This is a genomic window from Novosphingobium sp. B1, from assembly GCF_900176395.1.
Classification (GTDB): domain Bacteria; phylum Pseudomonadota; class Alphaproteobacteria; order Sphingomonadales; family Sphingomonadaceae; genus Novosphingobium.
In genome coordinates, this window is record NZ_FWXL01000001.1 from 1 (window position 1) to 19,612 (window position 19,612).

General features: G+C 65.1%; 16 protein-coding genes and 4 pseudogenes. 12 read left to right on the forward strand and 8 right to left on the reverse strand.

Going from position 1 to position 19,612, the window contains the following annotated elements; translation table 11 throughout:
- Together B9A23_RS00005 and istA are read right to left on the reverse strand one after the other, a co-directional pair.
- Positions 1 to 168: pseudogene (locus B9A23_RS00005) on the reverse strand (ATP-binding protein); the annotation flags it as partial.
- The gene (istA, locus tag B9A23_RS00010; RefSeq protein ID WP_017183235.1) at positions 158 to 1,684 is read right to left on the reverse strand and encodes an IS21 family transposase; all 1,527 of its coding nucleotides are present in this window, start codon (positions 1,682 to 1,684) and stop codon (positions 158 to 160) included. The gene istA and the pseudogene B9A23_RS00005, both read right to left, overlap by 11 nt.
- 50 nt (positions 1,685 to 1,734) lie before the next feature.
- Here istA and B9A23_RS23140 point away from each other — a divergent pair, with 50 nt between their 5' ends.
- On the forward strand, positions 1,735 to 2,673 hold the full coding sequence (locus B9A23_RS23140) for a S26 family signal peptidase (protein ID WP_254894897.1): 939 nt from the start codon (positions 1,735 to 1,737) through the stop codon (positions 2,671 to 2,673).
- 2 nt (positions 2,674 to 2,675) lie between these two features.
- Positions 2,676 to 3,305: pseudogene (gene traW / locus B9A23_RS00020) on the forward strand (type-F conjugative transfer system protein TraW); the annotation flags it as partial.
- A gap of 338 nt (positions 3,306 to 3,643) precedes the next feature.
- Here traW and B9A23_RS00025 read toward each other — a convergent pair.
- Positions 3,644 to 4,540: pseudogene (locus B9A23_RS00025) on the reverse strand (conjugal transfer protein TraC); the annotation flags it as partial.
- Positions 4,541 to 4,793: 253 nt separating this feature from the next.
- On the opposite strand from B9A23_RS00025, the pseudogene B9A23_RS00035 reads away from it, so the two are divergent.
- Positions 4,794 to 6,257 (forward strand): annotated as a pseudogene (locus B9A23_RS00035) (DUF5934 domain-containing protein); the annotation flags it as partial.
- A gap of 175 nt (positions 6,258 to 6,432) precedes the next feature.
- Here the strand turns inward: B9A23_RS00035 and B9A23_RS00040 are convergent.
- Positions 6,433 to 6,777, reverse strand: a complete 345-nt coding sequence (locus B9A23_RS00040; protein ID WP_084276679.1) for a hypothetical protein — start codon at positions 6,775 to 6,777, stop codon at positions 6,433 to 6,435.
- A 350-nt stretch (positions 6,778 to 7,127) separates the two neighbouring features.
- On the opposite strand from B9A23_RS00040, the gene B9A23_RS00045 reads away from it, so the two are divergent.
- From B9A23_RS00045 to B9A23_RS00060, 4 genes are all read left to right on the forward strand, one after another.
- The gene (locus B9A23_RS00045; protein ID WP_084276680.1) at positions 7,128 to 7,589 is read left to right on the forward strand and encodes a transcriptional regulator; all 462 of its coding nucleotides are present in this window, start codon (positions 7,128 to 7,130) and stop codon (positions 7,587 to 7,589) included.
- Between the two features lie 46 nt (positions 7,590 to 7,635).
- Positions 7,636 to 7,869, forward strand: coding sequence for an AlpA family transcriptional regulator (locus B9A23_RS00050; protein WP_303245898.1), 234 nt, complete (start codon positions 7,636 to 7,638; stop codon positions 7,867 to 7,869).
- Positions 7,870 to 7,990: 121 nt separating this feature from the next.
- Positions 7,991 to 8,617 carry a LuxR C-terminal-related transcriptional regulator gene (locus B9A23_RS00055; RefSeq protein ID WP_084276682.1) on the forward strand — a complete coding sequence of 209 codons (627 nt, stop codon included), beginning with the start codon at positions 7,991 to 7,993 and terminating at the stop codon, positions 8,615 to 8,617.
- Positions 8,614 to 9,063 carry a VOC family protein gene (locus tag B9A23_RS00060; RefSeq protein ID WP_084276683.1) on the forward strand — a complete coding sequence of 150 codons (450 nt, stop codon included), beginning with the start codon at positions 8,614 to 8,616 and terminating at the stop codon, positions 9,061 to 9,063. The genes B9A23_RS00055 and B9A23_RS00060 overlap by 4 nt, the downstream gene beginning before the upstream one ends.
- 13 nt (positions 9,064 to 9,076) lie before the next feature.
- On the opposite strand, the gene B9A23_RS00065 is transcribed toward B9A23_RS00060, so the two are convergent.
- Entirely contained in the window at positions 9,077 to 9,931 is an 855-nt protein-coding gene (locus tag B9A23_RS00065; RefSeq protein WP_176217822.1) for a helix-turn-helix domain-containing protein, read from the reverse strand.
- A 38-nt stretch (positions 9,932 to 9,969) separates the two neighbouring features.
- Here B9A23_RS00065 and B9A23_RS00070 point away from each other — a divergent pair, with 38 nt between their 5' ends.
- Positions 9,970 to 11,934 (forward strand): alpha/beta hydrolase family protein, encoded by a 1,965-nt coding sequence (locus B9A23_RS00070; protein WP_084276684.1) that lies wholly within the window; start codon positions 9,970 to 9,972, stop codon positions 11,932 to 11,934.
- A 13-nt stretch (positions 11,935 to 11,947) separates the two neighbouring features.
- Here the strand turns inward: B9A23_RS00070 and B9A23_RS00075 are convergent, their stop codons facing one another.
- From B9A23_RS00075 to B9A23_RS00085, 3 genes are read right to left on the reverse strand one after another with little or no spacing between them, the layout of a single operon-like run.
- Positions 11,948 to 12,322: a DUF1801 domain-containing protein gene (locus B9A23_RS00075; RefSeq protein ID WP_084276685.1), complete on the reverse strand. Its 375-nt coding sequence runs from the start codon at positions 12,320 to 12,322 to the stop codon at positions 11,948 to 11,950.
- Complete coding sequence (locus tag B9A23_RS00080) at positions 12,319 to 12,768, reverse strand: DUF4199 domain-containing protein (RefSeq protein ID WP_084276686.1); 450 nt, start codon at positions 12,766 to 12,768, stop codon at positions 12,319 to 12,321. Before B9A23_RS00080 ends, B9A23_RS00075 begins: the two co-directional genes overlap by 4 nt.
- On the reverse strand, positions 12,761 to 13,684 hold the full coding sequence (locus tag B9A23_RS00085; RefSeq protein ID WP_084276687.1) for an AraC family transcriptional regulator: 924 nt from the start codon (positions 13,682 to 13,684) through the stop codon (positions 12,761 to 12,763). The genes B9A23_RS00080 and B9A23_RS00085 overlap by 8 nt, the downstream gene beginning before the upstream one ends.
- 9 nt (positions 13,685 to 13,693) lie before the next feature.
- Between B9A23_RS00085 and B9A23_RS00090 the strand changes: the two genes are divergently transcribed.
- The 4 genes from B9A23_RS00090 (at position 13,694) to B9A23_RS00105 (ending at position 19,610) form a co-directional block, all read left to right on the forward strand.
- Positions 13,694 to 13,945, forward strand: coding sequence for a hypothetical protein (locus B9A23_RS00090; protein WP_084276688.1), 252 nt, complete (start codon positions 13,694 to 13,696; stop codon positions 13,943 to 13,945).
- 171 nt (positions 13,946 to 14,116) lie between these two features.
- Positions 14,117 to 15,130 carry an efflux RND transporter periplasmic adaptor subunit gene (locus B9A23_RS00095; RefSeq protein WP_254894898.1) on the forward strand — a complete coding sequence of 338 codons (1,014 nt, stop codon included), beginning with the start codon at positions 14,117 to 14,119 and terminating at the stop codon, positions 15,128 to 15,130.
- Positions 15,130 to 18,234 (forward strand): efflux RND transporter permease subunit, encoded by a 3,105-nt coding sequence (locus B9A23_RS00100; protein WP_084276689.1) that lies wholly within the window; start codon positions 15,130 to 15,132, stop codon positions 18,232 to 18,234. Before B9A23_RS00095 ends, B9A23_RS00100 begins: the two co-directional genes overlap by 1 nt.
- Positions 18,231 to 19,610, forward strand: coding sequence for an efflux transporter outer membrane subunit (locus tag B9A23_RS00105; protein WP_084276690.1), 1,380 nt, complete (start codon positions 18,231 to 18,233; stop codon positions 19,608 to 19,610). The genes B9A23_RS00100 and B9A23_RS00105 overlap by 4 nt, the downstream gene beginning before the upstream one ends.
- Positions 19,611 to 19,612 lie beyond the last annotated feature (2 nt).

Sequence of the window (19,612 nt, forward strand, 5' to 3'; positions counted from 1 at the left end):
CTCGCGTTCAGCCATCTCTGCTTTGAGCAACTGCGAGAGCATCGGCACTGCAGCGCCGAAGGCTGGAGCGCCTTGCTCGATAAGGTCCCCCACTGCTTGTGCCATGCCATACAACTTCAGCGCCTTGAGCATGACAACAACGGCGGCACTGGCGGGGTCATGACGCATGACGCAGCCCTCCCTCACGCAGGGCATCATAACGTCCGACATTGGCCAACGGCTCTTGCGCAAGGCGCAACGCCTGTGGTGCGTCAATCGGCGCTGCCGGTGGAGCCTTACCGTCGATCAGGCGATGCAGGATGTTGAGGACGTGGGTCTTGGTGGCGACGCCTGCTTCCAGAGCCAGTTCGACAGCGCAAAGCACTGCCTGCTCGTCATGCTGCAGCACCAATGCCAGTATCTCCGCCATCTCCTTGTCTCCACCAGGACGGCGCAGGAGCTGGCTTTGCAGCTGCTTGAAGGCCTCTGGGAGCTGCAAGAAAGGCGCGCCATTACGCAGTGCCCCCGGCTTGCGCTGGACTACTGCCAGATAGTGCCGCCAGTCATAGATTGTCCGCCCTCTGGTGTGGTGAGATCGGTCGATAATCCGAGCATGTTCGCACAGGATCTGACCTTCGGCCGCCACCACGATCCGCTCGGGATAGATCCTGACGCTAACCGGGCGGTTGGCAAAGGATGCTGGGACGCTATACCGATTGCGTTCAAAGCTGATCAGGCAGATCGGTGACACCCGCTTGGTGTGTTCGACAAAGCCGTCGAAGGTCCGCCCCAGTGGCATCAGAGCGCCAACCTCAGCGGCATGTACATCGGCTACGGTGCCGGGCAAGTTACCGTGCTGGATCTCGCCCCATTGTGCGATGCATTGCTCTTCGAGCCAGGCATTGAGCGCATGGATATCCGGGAAGGCGGGCAACTGCTGCCACAGCCGCCGCCGCGCATCCTGGACATTTTTCTCGACCTGCCCTTTCTCCCACCCCGAGGCCGGATTGCAGAACGCAGGCTCGAACAAATAGTGGCTAGCCATAGCCGTAAAGCGCGCGTTGACCTGTCGGGCCTTTCCCTTGCCGATCTTGTCGACCGCAGTCCGCATGTTATCGAAGATCCCGCGCTGCGGCACACCGCCCAGCACGCGGAATGCCTGCGTCAGCGCATCAAACAGCATCTCATGCGTCTGAAGCGGATAGGCCCGCACGATGAACGCCTTGCTATGCGATAGCTTGGTGTGGGCAGCCTGTAGCTTGACGCGCTCACCGCCAAGAATGGCCCAATCTTCGCTCCAGTCGAATTGGAATGCTTCACCGGGCTGAAAAACCAAAGGCACGTATGTTCCGCGCCCGCTGGCCTGCTGTGCCAAGAGACGGCCAGCCTTCCAATCACGCACATAGGCAGCGACCCGATTGTAGGATCCCTCATAGCCCAATGCGACTAAATCGGCGTGCATCTGCTTCGCAGTGCGCTTCTGCTTGCGCGATTTGCCAGCCTCGATTTGCAACCAACCCGTCAGCTTCTCAGCAAACGGGTCTAGCTTGCTCGACCGGTCAGGTACCTTGAACTGCGGCACCACAGTATCCGCGCGCAGATACTTGCGGATCGTGTTGCGCGACAAACCGGTGCGCCGCTCGATCTCACGAAGCGAAATCTTATCACGAAGGCGCCACCGGCGAATTACACTCAGTAAATCCATGTCGATCACTCCCGATACCCCAGACTGGTCAGCCAGGGGCGGGTTCAAACATGGGTCAATTCTCAGTGGAAATTTATGCCCCTACCGGGTCAATTCTCAGCGGAAATCTACACGTCACGCGCATCATGACAGAGCACTTCGGGGGGAGCGATGCTCTCGGGCGTTGGTCAGTTCGTGACGCCCATGCAGCTACCGAGCTGGCACAGGTTCAATACCTGCGAGCAGCAGATCAGATCCTGCTCTCGGCGTCGATCGACGATGCGGAACAGTTCTTCTGCTCCCTCGATGCCCGACTGCCGACCCAGACCAATCGCAGCGACGAGCAGATCGAATGGCAGCAGTTCGCGACGCCGCCGCGCCTTGCTTGGCTTGCCGCCCGAGCCTGCGCGCTGGCAACTGACGAGCTTGTGCTCGAACCCTCGGCCGGAACGGGCATGCTCGCGGTGTGGGCCGCCAAGGCTCGCGCGCGCCTTGCCCTCAACGAAATCTCGCCGCTTCGCCGGGACTGCCTGAATGCCGTGTTCCCGGCTGGCGCCGGGGCGCTGGCACTCTCCTCGCTCGCCGCCTTCGCTCAGGGCCACGCGCTCATGATCAACGTGAGCCCCAGCCTGCCCTACTGGGCCCTCTGGGTGACGCGCGGGGCGGCCGTGCACCGCGGGGATATCATCCTATTCGATCCGCCTGCTTCCTCGTTGCTGGTGAAGCATTTCGGGGCGGAGCCGAAGCCGTTCGGCAAGCGGGTGAGCGGTGTGCCGGGCGACATCGTCACCGAGCAAAACCGCACCTACTTCGTCAACGGGCAGGCTGTCGCCAAGGCCAAGCTTACAAGCCGCCTTGGCGAACCCCTCGCACTCGGCCCGACGGGCCGCGTTCCGCAAGGCTGCTATTTCGTCACCAGCGAACACAAGGACGGTTTCGACAGCCGCTACGCCGCAATCGGTTGGATTTGTGGGCCACGCATTCTCGGGGTCGGGAGGCCGATCCTGTGAGGCTGCTCACCTTTCCCATATGCGCCACTGCGCTTGGCCTCGCCATTGTATCCCAAGCATCGGCTCGCGATTACGGTCAGCACGGCACGGTCTGGCCAGTCATCGAACCGGATCTGCTTCAGCAGATCCATGCCAGGCTTACGCAGCTCGAGAAGACCGGCGAGACCGCTCGCCTCAATGAGGAGCTGAAGCGGCGCACGATCGCCCGGGTCAACCGGCCTGAGCCTGTCGCGGGTGTATCCCTCGCCTCGGCGATACGCAGCTGGCGTTTCGATCCGACAATCACCGTCGAGCGCGACATTGCCGACGACAAGGGCCGGGTCATCATTGCCGCAGGCACGCGGGTCAATCCGCTCGATACCGTGCCGCTGCGGGCTCCGCTTGTCTTCCTCGATGGCGACGACCCGGCCCAGCTCGCCTGGGCCACCCGTCGCTATGCCAGTACAAAGGCCAAGCTCATCCTCGTGCGGGGCGCGCCGCTCGAACTCATGAAAGCCCGCCAGCGGCGGTTCTACTTCGACCAGGGCGGCACGCTGGTGAAGCGCTTCGGCATTCGCGCGGTGCCGGCAACCGTCGAGCAGCAGGGCCGCGCGCTCCTCATCACCGAGCAGCCGGTCATCCGGGCACGCGCCAGCGCTGGCGCCAGTGATGCCGACGCGCTCTCTGCCAATGCTCGCGCAAGGGCCGAGGCGCTGGCGCGGGATGCCATGACAAGCACCAGCGAGGCCGAGGCGCACGCTCGCCGCTTCACCCGTGAGGCCGCCGCAAGTGCCAAGCACGATCCGGCCAGCACCTTCGACTTTGACCGGATGGTGGCCGATGCCGGCACCATGACCAGCGAAGGCATGGGCGATGCGCCAAGGTTTATAGCCTTTGCTTCGCTCTCGATGCCGCCGGCGGCGTTACGGGCAATGATCGACGACGTGGCCATCTGAGCGCGGCAAGGGAAGGCGGCGTCGCCATGGCAGAAGCGCAGCTTGTCGGTGAACAGGTCGCCGATCAGCCGCGCGCATTCCCATGGGGCCCAGCGCGACGGCATGTTGCGGACGGCAAAGTGCCGGACATCGAAAGCATCGGGATAGACGGTCCCGATCTCGGGCACCCCGTCATTGACCTTGCCGGTGGGACGGAACCGCTCGGTCACCAGGCGCATGCGGTCTTCTGCCACGACCAGTTCGATGTCGTGGCGGATTGCCTGGGAGGCGATCGGATCGTTCGGGTTGTAGGGCACCGCATCGTCCTGCGGGGCGGTGGTGGGCGAAGTCAGATCATCGATGACAGCGATCAGCGCTTCCGGCCCGACTTCGACCACGCCGAGATTGAGCGACTTCAGCATCGCCATCAGGCCCTCGCGGGTCTGCTTGAGATCCTCGTTGCTGACCGACTTGGAGGTCGGCACCCCGACCGAGACGATCACCTGGTGATGCCGCGCATGGAAGGGCGCATCCGGCGAGCCAGACTCCCAAACCAGCGAATAGAGCCGCCGCGCCCGGTGCCGGGCAATTGCCTCGTACACGCCGCCCTGGATGTAGCGTGGGGCGAACCACGGGGCGATGATCCTGCTGATGCGCGGGCTTGCAAGGTGGAGCACCTGCAGGCAGGCGCCCGCTGGCAGGCCTTCCGAGAAGAACTGACCGAGGATTTCCCCGGTGCGCTCGTCGGCTCCGATCAGCGGCGTGACCGAAAGGACAAAGCCCTTCGAGCGTGCGTTGAAGTACAGGCGGGTTGCCGGATCATAGACCCGGTAGGGGAGCCAGTCGGAGAGCATATCGACCATGAGCTGCGGACGGGCTTTGTCGGCGTGTTCGGCATCACCCAGCAATCCGCTGAGCAGCCGATCGACGACGGTCTTGAGATGTTCGGCCATCACTTGGGCTCCTTGGGCTGCGAGGTGCTGACGATCGGCTGTTCGCCGTTTCTGACTGCCGGGCGGATTGCAGCTTTCGCGGCTTCAATCGCCGCTGCGCTCGGGAACACCGGAGCGCTCTGCCCCGCCTCAGGCCGAGGGGCTCGATCACGCGGGGGAGGCGACGTGTCGAACCCCTCGACCGCCGGTGCCTTGGCACCGGCAACGGCCTCGCGCGCCGTGGAGGGGAGCTGGGCAAACCCGGCGAGCGCCAGGCCGCCGCCTCGTGCGGGTGTTCTACGGCGTGACGACCTATTCGCCGCTGGGCCAGGGCGACCGCCACGAACGCGCGATCAAGTCGATTTACAAGGCAGCAGGCTGGGATCTCACCGACGAGCGCTATCTGCAGCTCCAGGGGCTTCTCGCGGCCATGCCGCTGACGCTCGCCGACGGGCTCGGTGCCGACATGGAGCGGCTGAAGCGGTTCAAGACCGTCCTGTCGACCACAGCAGCCAATATCGCGCCCATGCAGGGCGAATATCTCGGAAGCGCCCACCCTCACCTGCTGTTCGTCGGTCGGCGCGGCCAGCCCTTCTTCTGGTCGCCGTTCGAGAACGAAGCGGGCAATCACAACGTCGCGATCTGCGGCAAGTCGGGATCGGGCAAATCGGTGCTGCTCCAGGAGATGTGCGCAGCCCTGCGCGGCGCCGGCGCGCAGGTGGTCGTGATCGACGATGGCCGCAGCTTCGAGCACTCGGTCAAGCTGCAGGGCGGCCGCTTTGTCGAGTTCACGATGAAAGCGGGCTTCTGCCTCAACCCCTTCTCGATGATCGACGCAGCCCGCGCCGCCGAGGACGAGGATTATCGCCTCGACTGCTTCGGGATGATCAAGGCGATCGTCGGGCAAATGGCCCGCCACAGCGCAAAGCTGACCGATACCGAGCGCGGATTGATCGACCGGGCGGTCAACATGGTCTGGGCTGAACACGGCGCGGCGGCCACGGTCACGTCCGTCGGCGAGATGCTGGCCAGTCTCGGCCATGACACGGCCGCAGACATTGCGACTGCGCTTGCCCCCTACATGGCTGGCGGAACCTACGGCGCCTTCTTCGAGGGCCAGGCCAGTCTCGACCTCGATGCGGATTTCACCGTGTTCGAGATGTCCGACCTCGCGAGCCGGGAGGATCTGCGCAGCGTGGTGCTCTCCGCGATCATGTTCATGACCAGCCAGGCGATGACGCGCAGCCCAAGGTCGCTGCGCAAGCTGCTGCTGATCGATGAAGCATGGTCGATGCTGAAGGGCGGCTCGATGGGTGAGTTCGTCGAAACCTATGCCCGCACCTGCCGGAAATATGGCGGCGCCCTCGCGACCGCCACACAGTCGCTCAACGACTACTACAAGTCCGACGGGGCGACGGCAGCGCTGGAGAATAGCGACTGGATGCTGATCCTTCAGCAGAAGCCGGAGACGATCGCCGATTTCAAGGCGAGCAAACGCCTCGATATGGACGATCGCACCGAGACGCTGATCCGCAGCCTCAAGCGCTCCGGGAGCGACTATTCCGAGGTGTTCATCAAGGGGCCGGAGACCGAGGCGATCGGACGGCTCGTGCTCGACGACTATTCGGCAACGCTCTTCTCGAGTTCGCCCCAGACCTTCGCCGCCATCGATGCCGAGATCGCCCGCGGCCACCAGCTCGCCGATGCCATCGAGCGCATCGCTCATCCCAACCGCTGACACCTCTTCACCAAAGGATTCTGAAACTCATGCCTCTCCACCTCGTCACCCCGTTCGACCGGACGGATGCGCCCGAAGACGAACAGCCCCTATTCCCGCCGGTGCCGACCTGGCGCTCGCGCATCGCCGATGGCTGCTACATCGTGCTGCGCGGTAGTCTGTTTCTGGGCTCGTCCTATCTGATGGCTCTGGGCCTGACCGCGGTCACGACCGAGGTGACGATCGGAACACCCGTGCCGACACCGATGCCGACACCCACCGGGACGGCGACCTGGCCGAGCGAAAAACGCCCGGATGCCAGACCGATTAGGCCGCCAGCGAGGCTGAGAACCGTGATGATCTTGCCGCCCGAGCCTTCCAGAAAGTCCGTGAACTTCGTGAGGGCAGGGGTGAAGGTCGTGTCAGCGCCGGCATAGGCGGCGCTCGCCGCAAGCGCCGCGATTGCGACCGGGATGGCAATATTGAGGGTCTTGCCGAGACCCTTGACGCTGGCGCGCCTGGGGAGGGTGAGAGACTGCATGTGAAGCTCCGGTTGGAGGGGTGGTCACAGCGTTCTTGCGTTCGCTGTGTGTTCCACATGCATCTAGGAAATGGTCGTAGGAAAGTGTTCAGCGGCAATACCGCCGGGAGGTGGAAGGATGCGGACGCATCTTTTCCCGTTCAACGCACAAAATCGACGATAAAGGCGTAACGTCAGTCATTTTGTGTCGGTGAACGCCGTCCCGCTAGGCGGGATTTGGCGACGAATCGGATAGAGGAACTGATTCGCCTCTAAACGAGATGTTCCGTTTATGTTCTTTTCGTTTTCCTACATGGGATGCTTCGCGTTATGCCTGCGAGTCGCACCAGTGCAGAACCTAGGAGACAACCATGTACCATCCAACCGCCGCCGCCAGACCGGCCAATGAAAGCTTGGCCCGCGTCCTTGCCCATGCGATCGAAGCCGCTGGCAAACCTCGCCACCGGATTGCCAATGAATGCGGCATGCATCGCGAGACCCTGCTTCGCCTTGCGCGCGGCGAGCGGCCTATCGGGCTCGACGAAGCAGCACGTGTGCTCTCCGCCTGTGGAGCCCATCCCCGCGCATCCATGATCCTCGCACTCGCCGGGCAGGAAGATCTCGCCTGCGAGTGGATGCATGGCGAGATGGGCGAATTTCTCGAAGAGTTCTTCACTAGCCTCCCAGTCCATCTTCAGCGGACCCTGGGACGGCGGATTGAGGATCTGCGGCCTCGGTGGGCCAACGGTACCTCACAGCTGGTGGCGCGAATGCTTGCCAAGCACATCGATGATTTTGTGGGGCGCGACATCGCGATGTCGCTGCCGCGGTAAATCCTAAAGTTCGAAGGGGACCGAACCCAAGCCAATGAGATCAACAATGCCGCATGCAACACCAGATGAAATGCACACGCCTCAACCGCCCGAAGCGGTTCCGCCGGCGAGGCTTTTGCGCCTACCGGAAGTGATCGCCCGCGTCGGACTGCGCCGCTCCGCCATCTACCAGCGTATGAGCGAGGGGCGGTTTCCGAAATCGCGATCGCTGGGGCCCAAATGCGCAGTTTGGGTTGAAGCCGAGATCGATGAATGGATCCGCGCCGTAGCCAGAGCATGAGCAGACAATCGCCAATAAGACGCCTTGATGCGGTACATACGACCCCGAGTATGAGCAACGCGAATGCCCAATTGCTGGACAGGGTAGGGTAAATAGATCGACTCTGCGATATGCCCACCACATGAACAGTCGTGGCAGACCACCTCACCCCGATATCTTAACCCCCGCGGAATGGCGGGTCATTGAAGGCGTTCGCCACGGTCTCAGTAATCCGGCGATCGCCAAGCTGTGCACACTCTCGCCCGATGCGGTAAAATTTCATGTCAGTAACATACTGGGCAAGCTTGGCCTTCGGTCCCGCAGCGAATTGCGACAATGGCCGGGTGTGCGGGCGGACAGCGCAATGGCGACCGCAATAATTGGCTCCGACCTCGGCGATTGGTCGCTAGGGCAGGTGTCGCGAACTGCGCGCGATCTCGATGCTATGGCCGATTGGTTGCGCGACATCGTCGGCCTTCCGGAGATCATGCGCTTCCCCAACGCCGCGTTCTTCGATTGTGGCGGCGTGCGCCTGTATCTGTCCGCGGCCAAAGAGGGAACGAATTCGATCCTTTATTTTCGCGTGGGCGACATTGCAGGCGAAACCGAGCGTCTGCGCGCTGTGGGCGTTACCATCCTCAGCGTACCGCACCGAATCCACGTCCACCCCGACGGTCGCGAAGAATGGATGGCGTTCTTTGCCGATCCCGACGGCGGCAGCATTGGCCTGCTGAGCGTGGTCGATCCTAAAGCAGGAGAAGATGCATGATGAAGTGGATTTTGACGCTTGCTCTCGCAGCCACCCCGGTGACGGTCTGTGCAGAAGTCGGGCGCGCACCAGTACTTGCCAGGGCGCAGTTCGAGCAAGTCGCCCTGACCGTGACCGATCTCGGCAGGGCTCGCGCATTCTACCGCGACTGCCTTGGGCTGATCTTGCTCTTCGAGGCGGGCGATATGCTGTTCTTCGACGTCGCTGGGACGCGGCTGATGCTGGCGCATGATGGTGCTCGCAAACAGCCAGAGCGACCTGCGGGTATCCTCTATTTCCATGTCGATGACTTCACCGCTGCCCGCGCTCGTCTTGAAACGAGCGACGCTGCACTGGTGGGGGATGTGGAGACGGTGCAGTCCAACCCGGCTGGTTTTCTGAGGCTTCAGCAATTTACCGATCCCGACGGCAACATGCTCGCGATCATGGGCCACGTCCCGCGCTGACGGCCGTTGGCATTCAGTAGAGCGCGATCCCCATCCTTTCGGCAAGACCCCGGTCCACGCCGTTGCGGATGGCGTCCCCGCTCGTCTTGAGACGGCGATACTGGTTCGGTGTGAGATGCGCATAGCGCCGGAAGGCGCGCGTCAAATGCGCCTGATCGGCGAAAAGCGCACTGGCCTGGCTGATCGAGCCGGTGTGGAACAGCGTGGCCCAGGCGTGTTCGAACCGTGCGTGACCTAGCAGCGCCTTGGGGCTAATCCCGAATTCGTCGCGCATGATTGTGCGAAGCTGCCGGGCGCCGATGCCAAGCTGAGCGGCGATTGCGCCGACCGAGGTTCTCGGGCGGTTCAGCATGACCGCGTGAACCCGCGACAATGCACTGTGCCGGCTTCCTATCGCGGCACCGTCGAGCCGCGCCATCGCCCAGGCTTCGACAATCCGCAGCCGTGTGGCGAATTGCGATGCTCCAGCGATCCGTTCGGCGAGCACGGCGGCCCCGGGCGCGACTGCGGTGAGATCGTGATCGGCATCGACCAGTGCGGCGAGCGGGCAACCGAGCAGGTCGCGCACGCCCAGCGGGGTCAGCTGGAGCAGGAACCAGTCCGAGCGCGCGCCGGTCGCGTGGTCATAGGACCGGGTCTTCGGCCCGAACACGCTGGCCAGGGGCAGAGGGTAAAGCGGTTCGCCGCAGCGCGCGTTGGCAAAATGCTCACCGCAATTGATGAAGATCTCGCAGTTCATGTTGGGGAAGATGCGATACAGCTTCGGTGGGGCGACGGCGCGGCGCTGGATCGCCATGCGGATCCACGGACGCAGCGCTGGCGGCAGCGGGCTGCTCCAATTGGTTGCCGTCTCTTCCGTTTTGTTCAAGACGAGTGCTTCCCGCGCATCATAAGGGGAGGGCATAGATGTTTCCGGAGAGGCCCGCCACGATGTTTTCGAGCATGCTGCTTGCCGTTGCCACACCGCTTTCTGCTGTCCCGCTGATCCCGTTCGAAATTCTGGCAAAGGCACCGGCGATCTCGGCCGCTGTTCTATCGCCCGATGGCACGCGGGTGGCGACCATAGAGACCGTGGACGGGCGTGGTGCCGTTCATGTCGGTCCATTGGCGGGCCCGCGTCGGCTGGTGCTGCGCAATCCCGATCGTTCGATCGACAATGTGCGCTGGTCGGCCGACGGGCGCTGGCTGCTGGTCATGCAGGACAGCGGCGGAGACGAAGGCTACCACCTGTTCCGCATAGATCCCGCCACCCCCGGAAGCGCGCGCGACCTGACGCCGTTTGCCGGCGCGAATGCGGAAATTCTCCGCACGCCCGCAGGACAGGCCGGACCGCTGCTCCTCGCGATCAACCGGCGCGACCCCGAATTCGCCGATGTCTACGCTGTCGACCCCGACGCGGGGACGGTGCGCGAAGTGTTGCGCAATGATGCGGGCTATACCGAGTTCTTCGCCGATGCGTCAGGCGTCGTGCGCGCGGCCGGGCGGATCACGCCGGACGGATCGCTCGAGCTGTGGGGGCGTGGCGAGGGGGACGGGCACTTCGTGCGCCTCTATGCCGCGCCCGCGACAGAGCGCTTCAAGATCATCGGCATCCATGCCGACGGGCGATCCGTGATCGTGCGGAGCAATCGCGGCAATGACATCGAGCGCGCGCTGCTGATCGGCTTTGGCGGCGGCAAGCCCCGGCGGCTGAAGGGCGCCGATTGCGGCAGTTTCGATGTCGACGATGTCCTGCAGGCCGCGTCAGGTCCGATCGCGGCCGCCTGCACGCGCATCGCGAGCGATCTCGCGCCGCTGGACGGCGACTTTGCCAAGGCGGTCCGACTGGCCCGCGCGGTAGCGCCCGGTGACAGCCTGAGCCTCGAATCCCGGTCGGCTGACGGGCAGATCTCGCTGTTCTACACCGATGCCGGACACCGGCCCGGGCGCTTCATCCTGGTGCGCGGCGACAAGGCCTCGGTCTTTGCCGAAACGCGCCCCGAGCTTGTCGGCTATGCCTTCGCACCGACCGAGCCGTTCCGGTTGCGCGCCCGCGATGGCCTCCCGCTGCTCGGCTATGTCACCCGCCCGCTTGGGAGCCGCGGGCCGGGGCCGACCATCGTCGCGGTCCACGGCGGCCCCTGGACCCGCGATGCGGCCACCTTCGAGCGGGAAACGCAATTCTACGCCAATCGCGGATACACCGTCATACAGGTCAATTTCCGGGGATCGACGGGCCTCGGCAAGCGGGTATTCGATGGCGGTGTCGGCGAATTCGGGGCGCGGATGTCCGACGATGTCGACGATGCGGTCAGGCACGCCGTCCGTCAGGGCTGGGCCGATCCTGCGCGGGTGTGCATCATGGGCGGATCCTATGGCGGCTTCGCAGCGCTTACCGGCATTTCGCGCGAGGGCGGCTTTGCCTATCGCTGCGCGGTGGACTTTGCCGGGCCGGCCGATCTGGAGACCCTCGTCCGCGCCTTCCCGCCGAGCTGGCAGCCCTTCCTGCCGCGCTCGTGGTATCGCTTCGTCGGCAACCCCGACCGGCCGGAGGATGCCGCACGGATGCGCGAACGCTCGCCGCTCACCCATGTCGGGGCGATGCGCGCACCGCTGCTGATCTTTCAGGGGGCCAATGATCCCCGCGTGCGGCAGGACCAGTCGGACCGCATCGTCTGCTCGCTGCGGGCGCGGGGGATCGATGTCGACTACCTGCTGGCTGCAAACGAGGGCCACAGCTTCGCCAACGAGGAGACCTCGCTCGCGATCACCCGCGCGACCGAAGTGTTCTTCGCGCGCCATCTGGGCGGGCAGGTCGGCGCCGAACCGCCCGCCGCGGCCACCCGGGCGCTGGATGCGTTCCGCGCCGCCGGCAGGGCTATCGAGTGCTGATCGCTCTTTAGGGTCAGGCGCCGATTGCGGCGCGCAGGTCGGGCTCCATCCGCGCCGCAAGCGCTGTCAGCTCCCTGAGCTGTGCGAACACCGCGTCGTCGGTTTTCTTCACGTTGAAGCATGTCTTGCCCTGACGCCGCGTGGCGAGCCCCTCGGGCACAGCAGCTTCCAGCGCGGGGAGCGTGTAGAGCGGCATGATGTGATAGGCGACATAGGACTTCTTGATCGCGATCCACCCGAACCATGCCGGCTGCCCGGTGCGCGCCTCGATCCAGTGGGTCTTGAGCGTCAGGTTGCTTGGCGAGTCCTCGGCAACCGTCATCCCTGGTGCGGCCTCGAGCATGATCGCCCGCAGCTCGGCGAAGATATTCTGAAACAACACACTCATTCCGACTGCCCTCCCTTGCGCATAATCAGCGTGGCGATGACAGTGATGGCCATGCCCACCACCAGCGACCCCATGACCACCGCAGCCAGCTGCGACGGCACGTCGACCGCTGCCCCGCGCGCCTGCATCGCCGCCACGAACTCGGGATTGATGATGGTATAGTAAGCCGCGAAGAAGGCGAGGCCGATGGCGGCGCTGATCGCAGAAACCCCCAGCCCGATTGCCAGCGCGCTGCGCCACCTCAATTGCCCGTCCCCCGCCTGCCGCGCCCGGCGCAGAGCCCAGCCGACGGCGACAACCGGGAAAATGACCGCGACGAAGCCGGTCTTCGCCCCGACATCGAGATGCTCGTTGTGCCAGCCCATCGCAAACTCGAACAGCGTCCACGCCATGGCGCCGCCGCCCGACAGCAGCCCTGCAAGCAAGGTTGTTCTCAGATCAGGCATGATGACCTCCGTCGGGGGGATCGGCGACAGGCACGCGGCATTCGAGATCGAACGCGTCCCAGCCGATGTCCTCGGGCAATTGCAGATAGGCCTCTTCGGCCGGGGCGTCGCGCAGATCGAGCCCGGAGGCGGGAAGCCAGCTTTTGAACAGCGACGACCACGCACGATCGACAGCGGCAAGATCGCCCTTCACCCGGGTGACTGCCCACAAGCCCGCGTCCCGCTCAGCTACTGAGAAACGCGGCGGCGGGTTAAGGCCATCGGGCAGCTCGATCATGAAATCATAGCGACATCGCGACAGCGGCGTCAGATCGGGATCGTCGCGCGAGGCGCCGACAATCCTGCCGCCGCGCGTTTCAAGCCCCTGTTCATCGGCCCAGGCGCGCAGGCTCTGGTAGGCTGCGACAAGCTTGCCTGGCGCAAGATAGCCGCCCCATACGCGCGCCGCGGCGAGCCGGGCCGCGGGGCGTTGCTCGAGCGTCACCGCAAAGTCGGGATCGAGCGGGGGCGCCGGGCGCAGGAAGAACGCCGACACCGCTTCGACTTCGGTCCGGTCCGGCCGCGCGTCCCACCACGCCTCGCGATCGAAGGCGGAGGGCGGCACACCGTAGACCCGCCTGAAGGCCCGCGCAAAGCTCGCCGGCGAGGCGAAACCGCAAGACGCGGAAGCAACCTTCCACGATTGTCCGCGCCGGGAGAGAAGGATCGCCCGTTCAAGCCTGCGCCGTTCGGCAAAGCTGCGCAGACTTTCGCCCGTGAGCGCGCGGAACACGCGGTGGAAATGGTAGGCCGAAAGGCACGCGATCGCAGCGACCCGTTCGAGCGTCAGCGGTTCGTCGGGGTGCGCTTCGACGTGGGCGATGGCACGCGCGATCCGCGCTTCGTATCGCTCGCCGTGGACGCCAGCTTCGGTCACGTTTGCCCCATGAGTTTGCCGCCATACGCCTCGCAGTCCGCAGAGCGGCAGTCAAACGCGGCGACCACACACTTCTTGCGCAAATGCTCAGCGCAGGACCTGCCGCAGGAAGGCGAGCTTCGCCTCATAGGCCGCGAATTCGGCGGCACCCTGCGCATCGATGTCGGTTGCGAAGAAGAAGGCACTATCTGCCTGCCAGGCGCTGTGGGGATAAGCGGCCGCATTGCCAAGCTTGGGTCGAGCGCCGCGCGCAGCCTATAGGGGATCATTGCTGTTCAGACGGAACCGCCAATGGCGACTTTGTCATGCTTCTGGAAGTTTGCTGCCAATCAGGAAGCGACCCCATAGCCGCCATCAGTATAGCAACATCAAGACTTCTGCGGATCGCGCTGCAGCATTGGGATATTGTATAGCTTTGCCAACATCGCCCCAATGCGAGCGCGCTATGTGGCGAAAATGCCAAACCGCTTCGCCCTTGCCGCTTTCGTCCCTGCCGTCCTCCTGACCGCCTGCGGGAGCGAGCCGACGACTCCCCCCAAGGCCCCGGTTCACAGCGAGGCGATCGCCCACGAGACCGAACTCGTCCGATTGAAGCTCACGCCGGAAGCGCAAAAGCGGCTTGGGATTGTGACCGAGCGGGTCGGAACGGGCACCGCATCGGCCATGCGCATGACCAGCGGCGAGATCGTCATTCCGGCAGGCGTCGGCGGCGCGCCGATCAACTCTGCCAGCAATCTTCAACAGCTTGGCTTGCAGCAGGTCGCAGCCGACGGGGAACTGGCGCGGGCGCGGGCGCAGCTTGCCTTGGCGCGCGTCGCCTATGACCGTGCCTCGGCTTTGGTTGACGAGGAAGCGGGCAGCATTCGCGCGCGTGATGAGGCGACGGCGGCGCTTGGTGCGGCAAAGGCCGCTGCCGATGCGGCTGCGGCCCAGCGCCGCCTGCTCGGACCAGCGGTGGCGAGCCTTGGCAACCAGCGCTACGTCTGGGTGCGAGTGCCGGTGTTCGGGAGCGACCTTGTCGGGCTGCGACAGAGCCCGTCGGCGCTGGTCTCGCCGCTCGGGCAGGAGGGTTCAAAACGATCGGCGCAGCCCGTCGATGCGCCGCCATCGGCCAACGCGGTGGCGGGCACCGTCGATCTCTATTTCGCGCTCGACAATCGTGACCGAGCCTACCGCGTCGGCCAGCGGGTCAGCGTTGCGCTCCCGCTTGCTGGTGGGCGGAATGAAGGGCTGTCGGTGCCGACCTCCGCGATCCTGCGCGATATCTATGGCGGCGAATGGGTCTATGCCAAGATCGAGGCCGACACCTACGTGCGCCAGCGGATCGAGGTGGCGGCGACCGAAGGTGGCCGCGCCATCCTGTCGCGGGGCCTGCGGCCCGGCACGCTGGTGGTCACGGCAGGCGCCGCCGAATTGTTCGGCACCGAGTTCGGGGTCGCACACTGATGTTGGCCTGGCTGGTTCGCTCCGCGCTCAGGCAGCGCGTGCTGGTGCTCGCGATGGCGGCACTCTTGGTAGTCCTCGGCCTGCGCGCATCTGCCGATGTGCCGCTCGATGTCTTCCCCGAGTTCGCCCCGCCTATCGTCGAAATCCAGACCGAAGCGCCAGGCCTGTCGACCGAGGAGGTCGAAAGCCTGATCACAGTGCCGATTGAAACCGCCGTCAACGGCGTGCCGGATCTGGCAACCCTGCGCTCGAAGTCGGTGCTAGGGCTATCGTCCGTCACGATCCTGTTCGAGCGTGGCACCGACGTGATCCGCGCCCGCCAGCTGGTGCAGGAGCGCGTGGCCCAGGTGCAGGCGCGGCTGCCTGCCGCTGCCCGTCCGCCGGTGATGCTGCCGCCGCTGTCGTCCACGAGCCGGGCGATGAAGATCGGCATCTCCTCCAAGAAGCTCGATCAGATGCAGCTGTCCGAGCTGGTGCGCTGGACGATCCGGCCCAAGCTGATGTCGGTGCCGGGCGTCGCGAATGTCGCCGTCTGGGGCTACCGCGACCGGCAGTTGCAGGTGCTGGTCGATCCCGACCGCTTGCAAGCCTCAGGGGTCACACTGGCTGAACTGCGCGCAGCGACCGGCGATGCTGTGCTGGTTGGCGGCGGCGGCTTTGTCGATACGCCCAACCAGCGGCTGCCCGTTCAGCAGGCGGGCGCGATCCAGACTGCTGAGGACCTCTCCCGCACGGTCATCAAGATCGCAGGCGATGCGCCGGTGCGGGTGGGCGATGTTGCGCGGGTGACCGATGGCTTTGCCGCGCCCATCGGCAATGCGATCATCGACGACGGTCCGGGCATCATGCTGATCGTCGAGAAGCAGCCGACCGGCAACACGCTCCAGCTGACCCGTGACGTCGAGGCAGCGGTCGAAGAGCTGCGGCCCGGCCTCAAGGACGTCAAGATCGACACCACGATCTTTCGCCCGGCAACCTTCATCGAGAAGTCGATCGACAACCTGACCCGCGCGCTGATGATCGGCTGCCTGCTGGTGGCGATCGTGCTATTCGCCTTTACCCGCGACTGGCGGCAGGCGACGATCAGCCTGGTGGCGATCCCGCTATCGCTGCTGGCGGCGGGCCTCGTGCTGCTGTGGAGCGGGGCGACGATCAATACGATGGTGATCGCCGGACTGGTGATCGCCCTTGGCGAAGTGGTCGATGACGCGATCATCGATGTCGAGAACATCGCCCGCCGTCTGCGCCTGAACCGCGAGGCGGGCAATCCGCGCTCGGCCTTTGCCGTGGTGCTTTCGGCCTCGCTCGAAGTGCGCACGGCGGTGGTGTTCGCCTCGCTGATCGTCATGCTGGTGTTCCTGCCGATCTTTTTCCTCGGCGGGTTGGCGGGGACGTTCTTCCGGCCGCTGGCGATTGCCTATGTGCTGGCGATTGCTGCCTCGCTGCTGGTCGCGCTGGTGGTGACGCCTGCGATGTGCCTGATGCTGCTCCCCAACGCGCCGATGAAGGAGCATCGCGACACGCGCTTTGTCGCCTCGCTCAAGCAGCGCTATCTCGGCATCCTGCCCAAGCTAATCGATCGGCCCCGACTTGCCATGGGTATCGTCGCGGGTGGCTTGCTGCTTTCCGGCGTGGGCTATCTGGGATTCAAGGATCAGTTCCTGCCTGACTTCCGCGAGACCGACTTCCTGATGCACTTCGTCGAGAAGCCGGGGGTTGGCATCGATGCGATGGACCGCATCACAATCCGCGCCTCGAAGGAACTGCGCGCAATCCCCGGCGTGCGCAACTTCGGCGCGCATATCGGCCGTGCCGAGGCTGCCGACGAAGTGGTCGGGCCGAACTTCACCGAGCTGTGGATCAGCCTCGATGACAAAGCCGACTACGACGCCAGCGTCGCGCGCATCAAGGAAGTGGTCGAAGGCTATCCCGGTCTCTACCGCGACGTGCTCACCTATCTGCGCGAGCGCATTAAGGAGGTGCTCTCGGGCGCAGGCGCAACCGTCGTGGTGCGGATCTACGGCCCCGATCAGGACGAGCTGCGCGCCGCAGCGGAGCGGGTTCGCGGGAAAGTCGCCAGCATTCCCGGCGTCACTGACCTCAAAGTCGAACAGCAGGTCCTCGTGCCGCAAATCCAGATCCGCCCACGTGCGGCCGATCTGGTCACTCTGGGCCTGACGCCGGGCGAAGTGCGGCGACAGGCACAGACCCTCGTCGCTGGCGAGAAGCTGGGCGAGATCTACCGCGATCAGAAAGCGTTTGATGTCGCCCTTTGGGGCGAGCCGGCCATTCGGGGCGACCAGCACGCGCTTGCCGATCTGATGATCCAGACCCCGGTCGGCGCGCCCGTCCGCCTTCGTGACGTTGCAGATGTGGTGATCGTGCCCGCACCCAACGAGATCAAGCGCGAGGACGGGCAGCGCCGTCTCGATGTCACGCTCAACATCGCCAGCGACGCCGATCTCGGTGCCGTGGCTCGCGGGGTCGAGGCGGCGGTGAGCGAGGTGCCCTTTTCCACCGGCTACCACCCTGAAATCCTCGGCGAGTATGCCGCGCTCAAGGAATCGCGCGAACGGCTCTGGACGGTGGGCCTTGCCTGCCTCGTGGGCATCCTGCTGCTCGTCTGGCTCGAGTTCCGCTCTGCCCGGATCACCGCACTGGTCGGCCTCAGCCTGCCCTTCGCGCTGGTCGGCGGCGTCATCGGGGTCGCGCTCACTGGCGGGGTTCTGTCGCTGGGATCGCTGGTTGGCTTTGTAACCGTGATCGGGATTTCGGCGCGGAACGGGATCATGCTGCTCTCGCACTACGATCATCTGCGGCGGTTCGAGGGCGAGGCGTTCGGCCCCGCCCTGATCCTTCGCGGCGCGCAGGAGCGTCTGGTGCCGATCTTGATGACCGCGCTGTGCGCCGGGCTTGCGCTGGTGCCGCTGGTGATCGCGGGCGACAAGCCGGGTCACGAGATTGAGCATCCGATGGCGATCGTCATCCTCGGCGGTCTGATCTCGTCGACCGCACTCAACCTGTTCCTGATGCCCGCGCTCTATGCCCGCTTCGGCAAGGAGCGCCCGGAGCGCGAGCCCGAACTGGCGGAGGCGGTAGCATGAAGCGCTTTGTCCCCGTCGCGGCGCTGATGATGACCGCCTGCGCGACCACGTCCCCGCCTGCGGCAACAAGGGTCGATCGCGCGCTGGCTGCTGGGCCTTTTGCGAGCCTCCCGGTCGCCTCGATCGAGCCGGTGCCCGATGGTTGGTGGCGGCTTTATGATGATCCTGTGCTTGACCGCTTGGTCGAAGCCAGCCTTGCCGCTAACGCCGATCTCAGGGTGGCCTATGCCAATCTCGACGGCGCGCGCGCGGCGCTGCGTCAGGCGCAAGCCGCCCGGCTGCCCCAGACAACGATCGAGAGCAGTCTCGGCATCGACAATCCCGCCAATCAGCCCAGCGCATCGGGCAATGTGCCGACGACCGACTACGATTTGGCAATAACCGCAAGCTGGGATGCGGACCTGTTCGGACGACTCCGTTCGGGAGCTCTGGCCGCCCGCGCCGATGCAGAAGCACAGGCTGCTGCGCTCGATGGGGTAAAGGTCGCGGTCGTCGCCGATACGGTTCTGGCCTATGTCGATCTGTGCGGCGCAACCCGCAGCCTTGCCGTCGCGCAAGAACAGGTCATGCTTCAGAACCGTGCGCTGACAATCACCCGCAGCCAACTGGCGGCAGGCGAGGTCTCCCCGTTGGAAGTCTCGCAGGCAGCCAACCTTGTCGCCACGACTAAGGCGACCATCGCACCGCTGGAAGCAGCGCAGGCCAATGCGCGCTACCGCCTCGCCACGCTGGCAGGTCGTCCGGCGGGAGAGGCGCGCAGCAACCCCGTGACTTGCACCGCGCCGCCGAAACTTCGCACTGCGGCTCCGGTCGGCGATGGAACCGCGCTGCTGCTGCGCCGCCCTGACATCCGTGAAGCCGAACGCCGCCTTGCTGCCGCCACAGCGCGGATCGGCGTGGCGCGTGCCGATCTCTATCCCCGCATCAACCTTGGCGGGGCGCTGGGCCTGTTGAGTGGGGGCCTAGTTGCAACGGGCTCGCCGCTGGTGAGCTGGGCGTTTCCCAATCAGGCCCCGGGCCGCGCGCGGATCGAACAGGCGGAGGCGACCGAGCGGGCAGCGCTGGCCGGATGGGACGTTGCGGTCCTCCGCGCGCTGCGCGATGTGGAGACGGCGCTTGCGGCCTACGATGCCGAAGTGCGCCGCAACCGGGCACTGACCGAGGCCCGCGATGAAGGACGCCTCTATGCCCGACGCGCCGAGGCTCGCGTCCGACTCGGCGATGCGGCACCGCTCTTGCGGATTGACGCCGATCGCACGCTGGCGCAGGCCGAACTATCGCTCGCGCAATCCGAACTCGCGGTAGCACAGGCGCAAGTGGCGCTGTTCCGCGCGCTTGGCGGTGGCTGGCGCAGCGGCGGTGAGCCGCTAGAATGATC

Coding starts and splice junctions, on each gene's coding strand:
- istA (WP_017183235.1), bottom strand. CDS start 1,684: ATGGATTTACTGAGTGTAATTCGCCGGTGGCGCCTTCGTGATAAGATT.
- B9A23_RS23140 (WP_254894897.1), top strand. CDS start 1,735: ATGGGTCAATTCTCAGTGGAAATTTATGCCCCTACCGGGTCAATTCTC.
- B9A23_RS00040 (WP_084276679.1), bottom strand. CDS start 6,777: ATGCAGTCTCTCACCCTCCCCAGGCGCGCCAGCGTCAAGGGTCTCGGC.
- B9A23_RS00045 (WP_084276680.1), top strand. CDS start 7,128: ATGTACCATCCAACCGCCGCCGCCAGACCGGCCAATGAAAGCTTGGCC.
- B9A23_RS00050 (WP_303245898.1), top strand. CDS start 7,636: ATGCCGCATGCAACACCAGATGAAATGCACACGCCTCAACCGCCCGAA.
- B9A23_RS00055 (WP_084276682.1), top strand. CDS start 7,991: ATGAACAGTCGTGGCAGACCACCTCACCCCGATATCTTAACCCCCGCG.
- B9A23_RS00060 (WP_084276683.1), top strand. CDS start 8,614: ATGATGAAGTGGATTTTGACGCTTGCTCTCGCAGCCACCCCGGTGACG.
- B9A23_RS00070 (WP_084276684.1), top strand. CDS start 9,970: ATGTTTCCGGAGAGGCCCGCCACGATGTTTTCGAGCATGCTGCTTGCC.
- B9A23_RS00075 (WP_084276685.1), bottom strand. CDS start 12,322: ATGAGTGTGTTGTTTCAGAATATCTTCGCCGAGCTGCGGGCGATCATG.
- B9A23_RS00080 (WP_084276686.1), bottom strand. CDS start 12,768: ATGCCTGATCTGAGAACAACCTTGCTTGCAGGGCTGCTGTCGGGCGGC.
- B9A23_RS00090 (WP_084276688.1), top strand. CDS start 13,694: ATGAGTTTGCCGCCATACGCCTCGCAGTCCGCAGAGCGGCAGTCAAAC.
- B9A23_RS00095 (WP_254894898.1), top strand. CDS start 14,117: ATGCGAGCGCGCTATGTGGCGAAAATGCCAAACCGCTTCGCCCTTGCC.
- B9A23_RS00100 (WP_084276689.1), top strand. CDS start 15,130: ATGTTGGCCTGGCTGGTTCGCTCCGCGCTCAGGCAGCGCGTGCTGGTG.
- B9A23_RS00105 (WP_084276690.1), top strand. CDS start 18,231: ATGAAGCGCTTTGTCCCCGTCGCGGCGCTGATGATGACCGCCTGCGCG.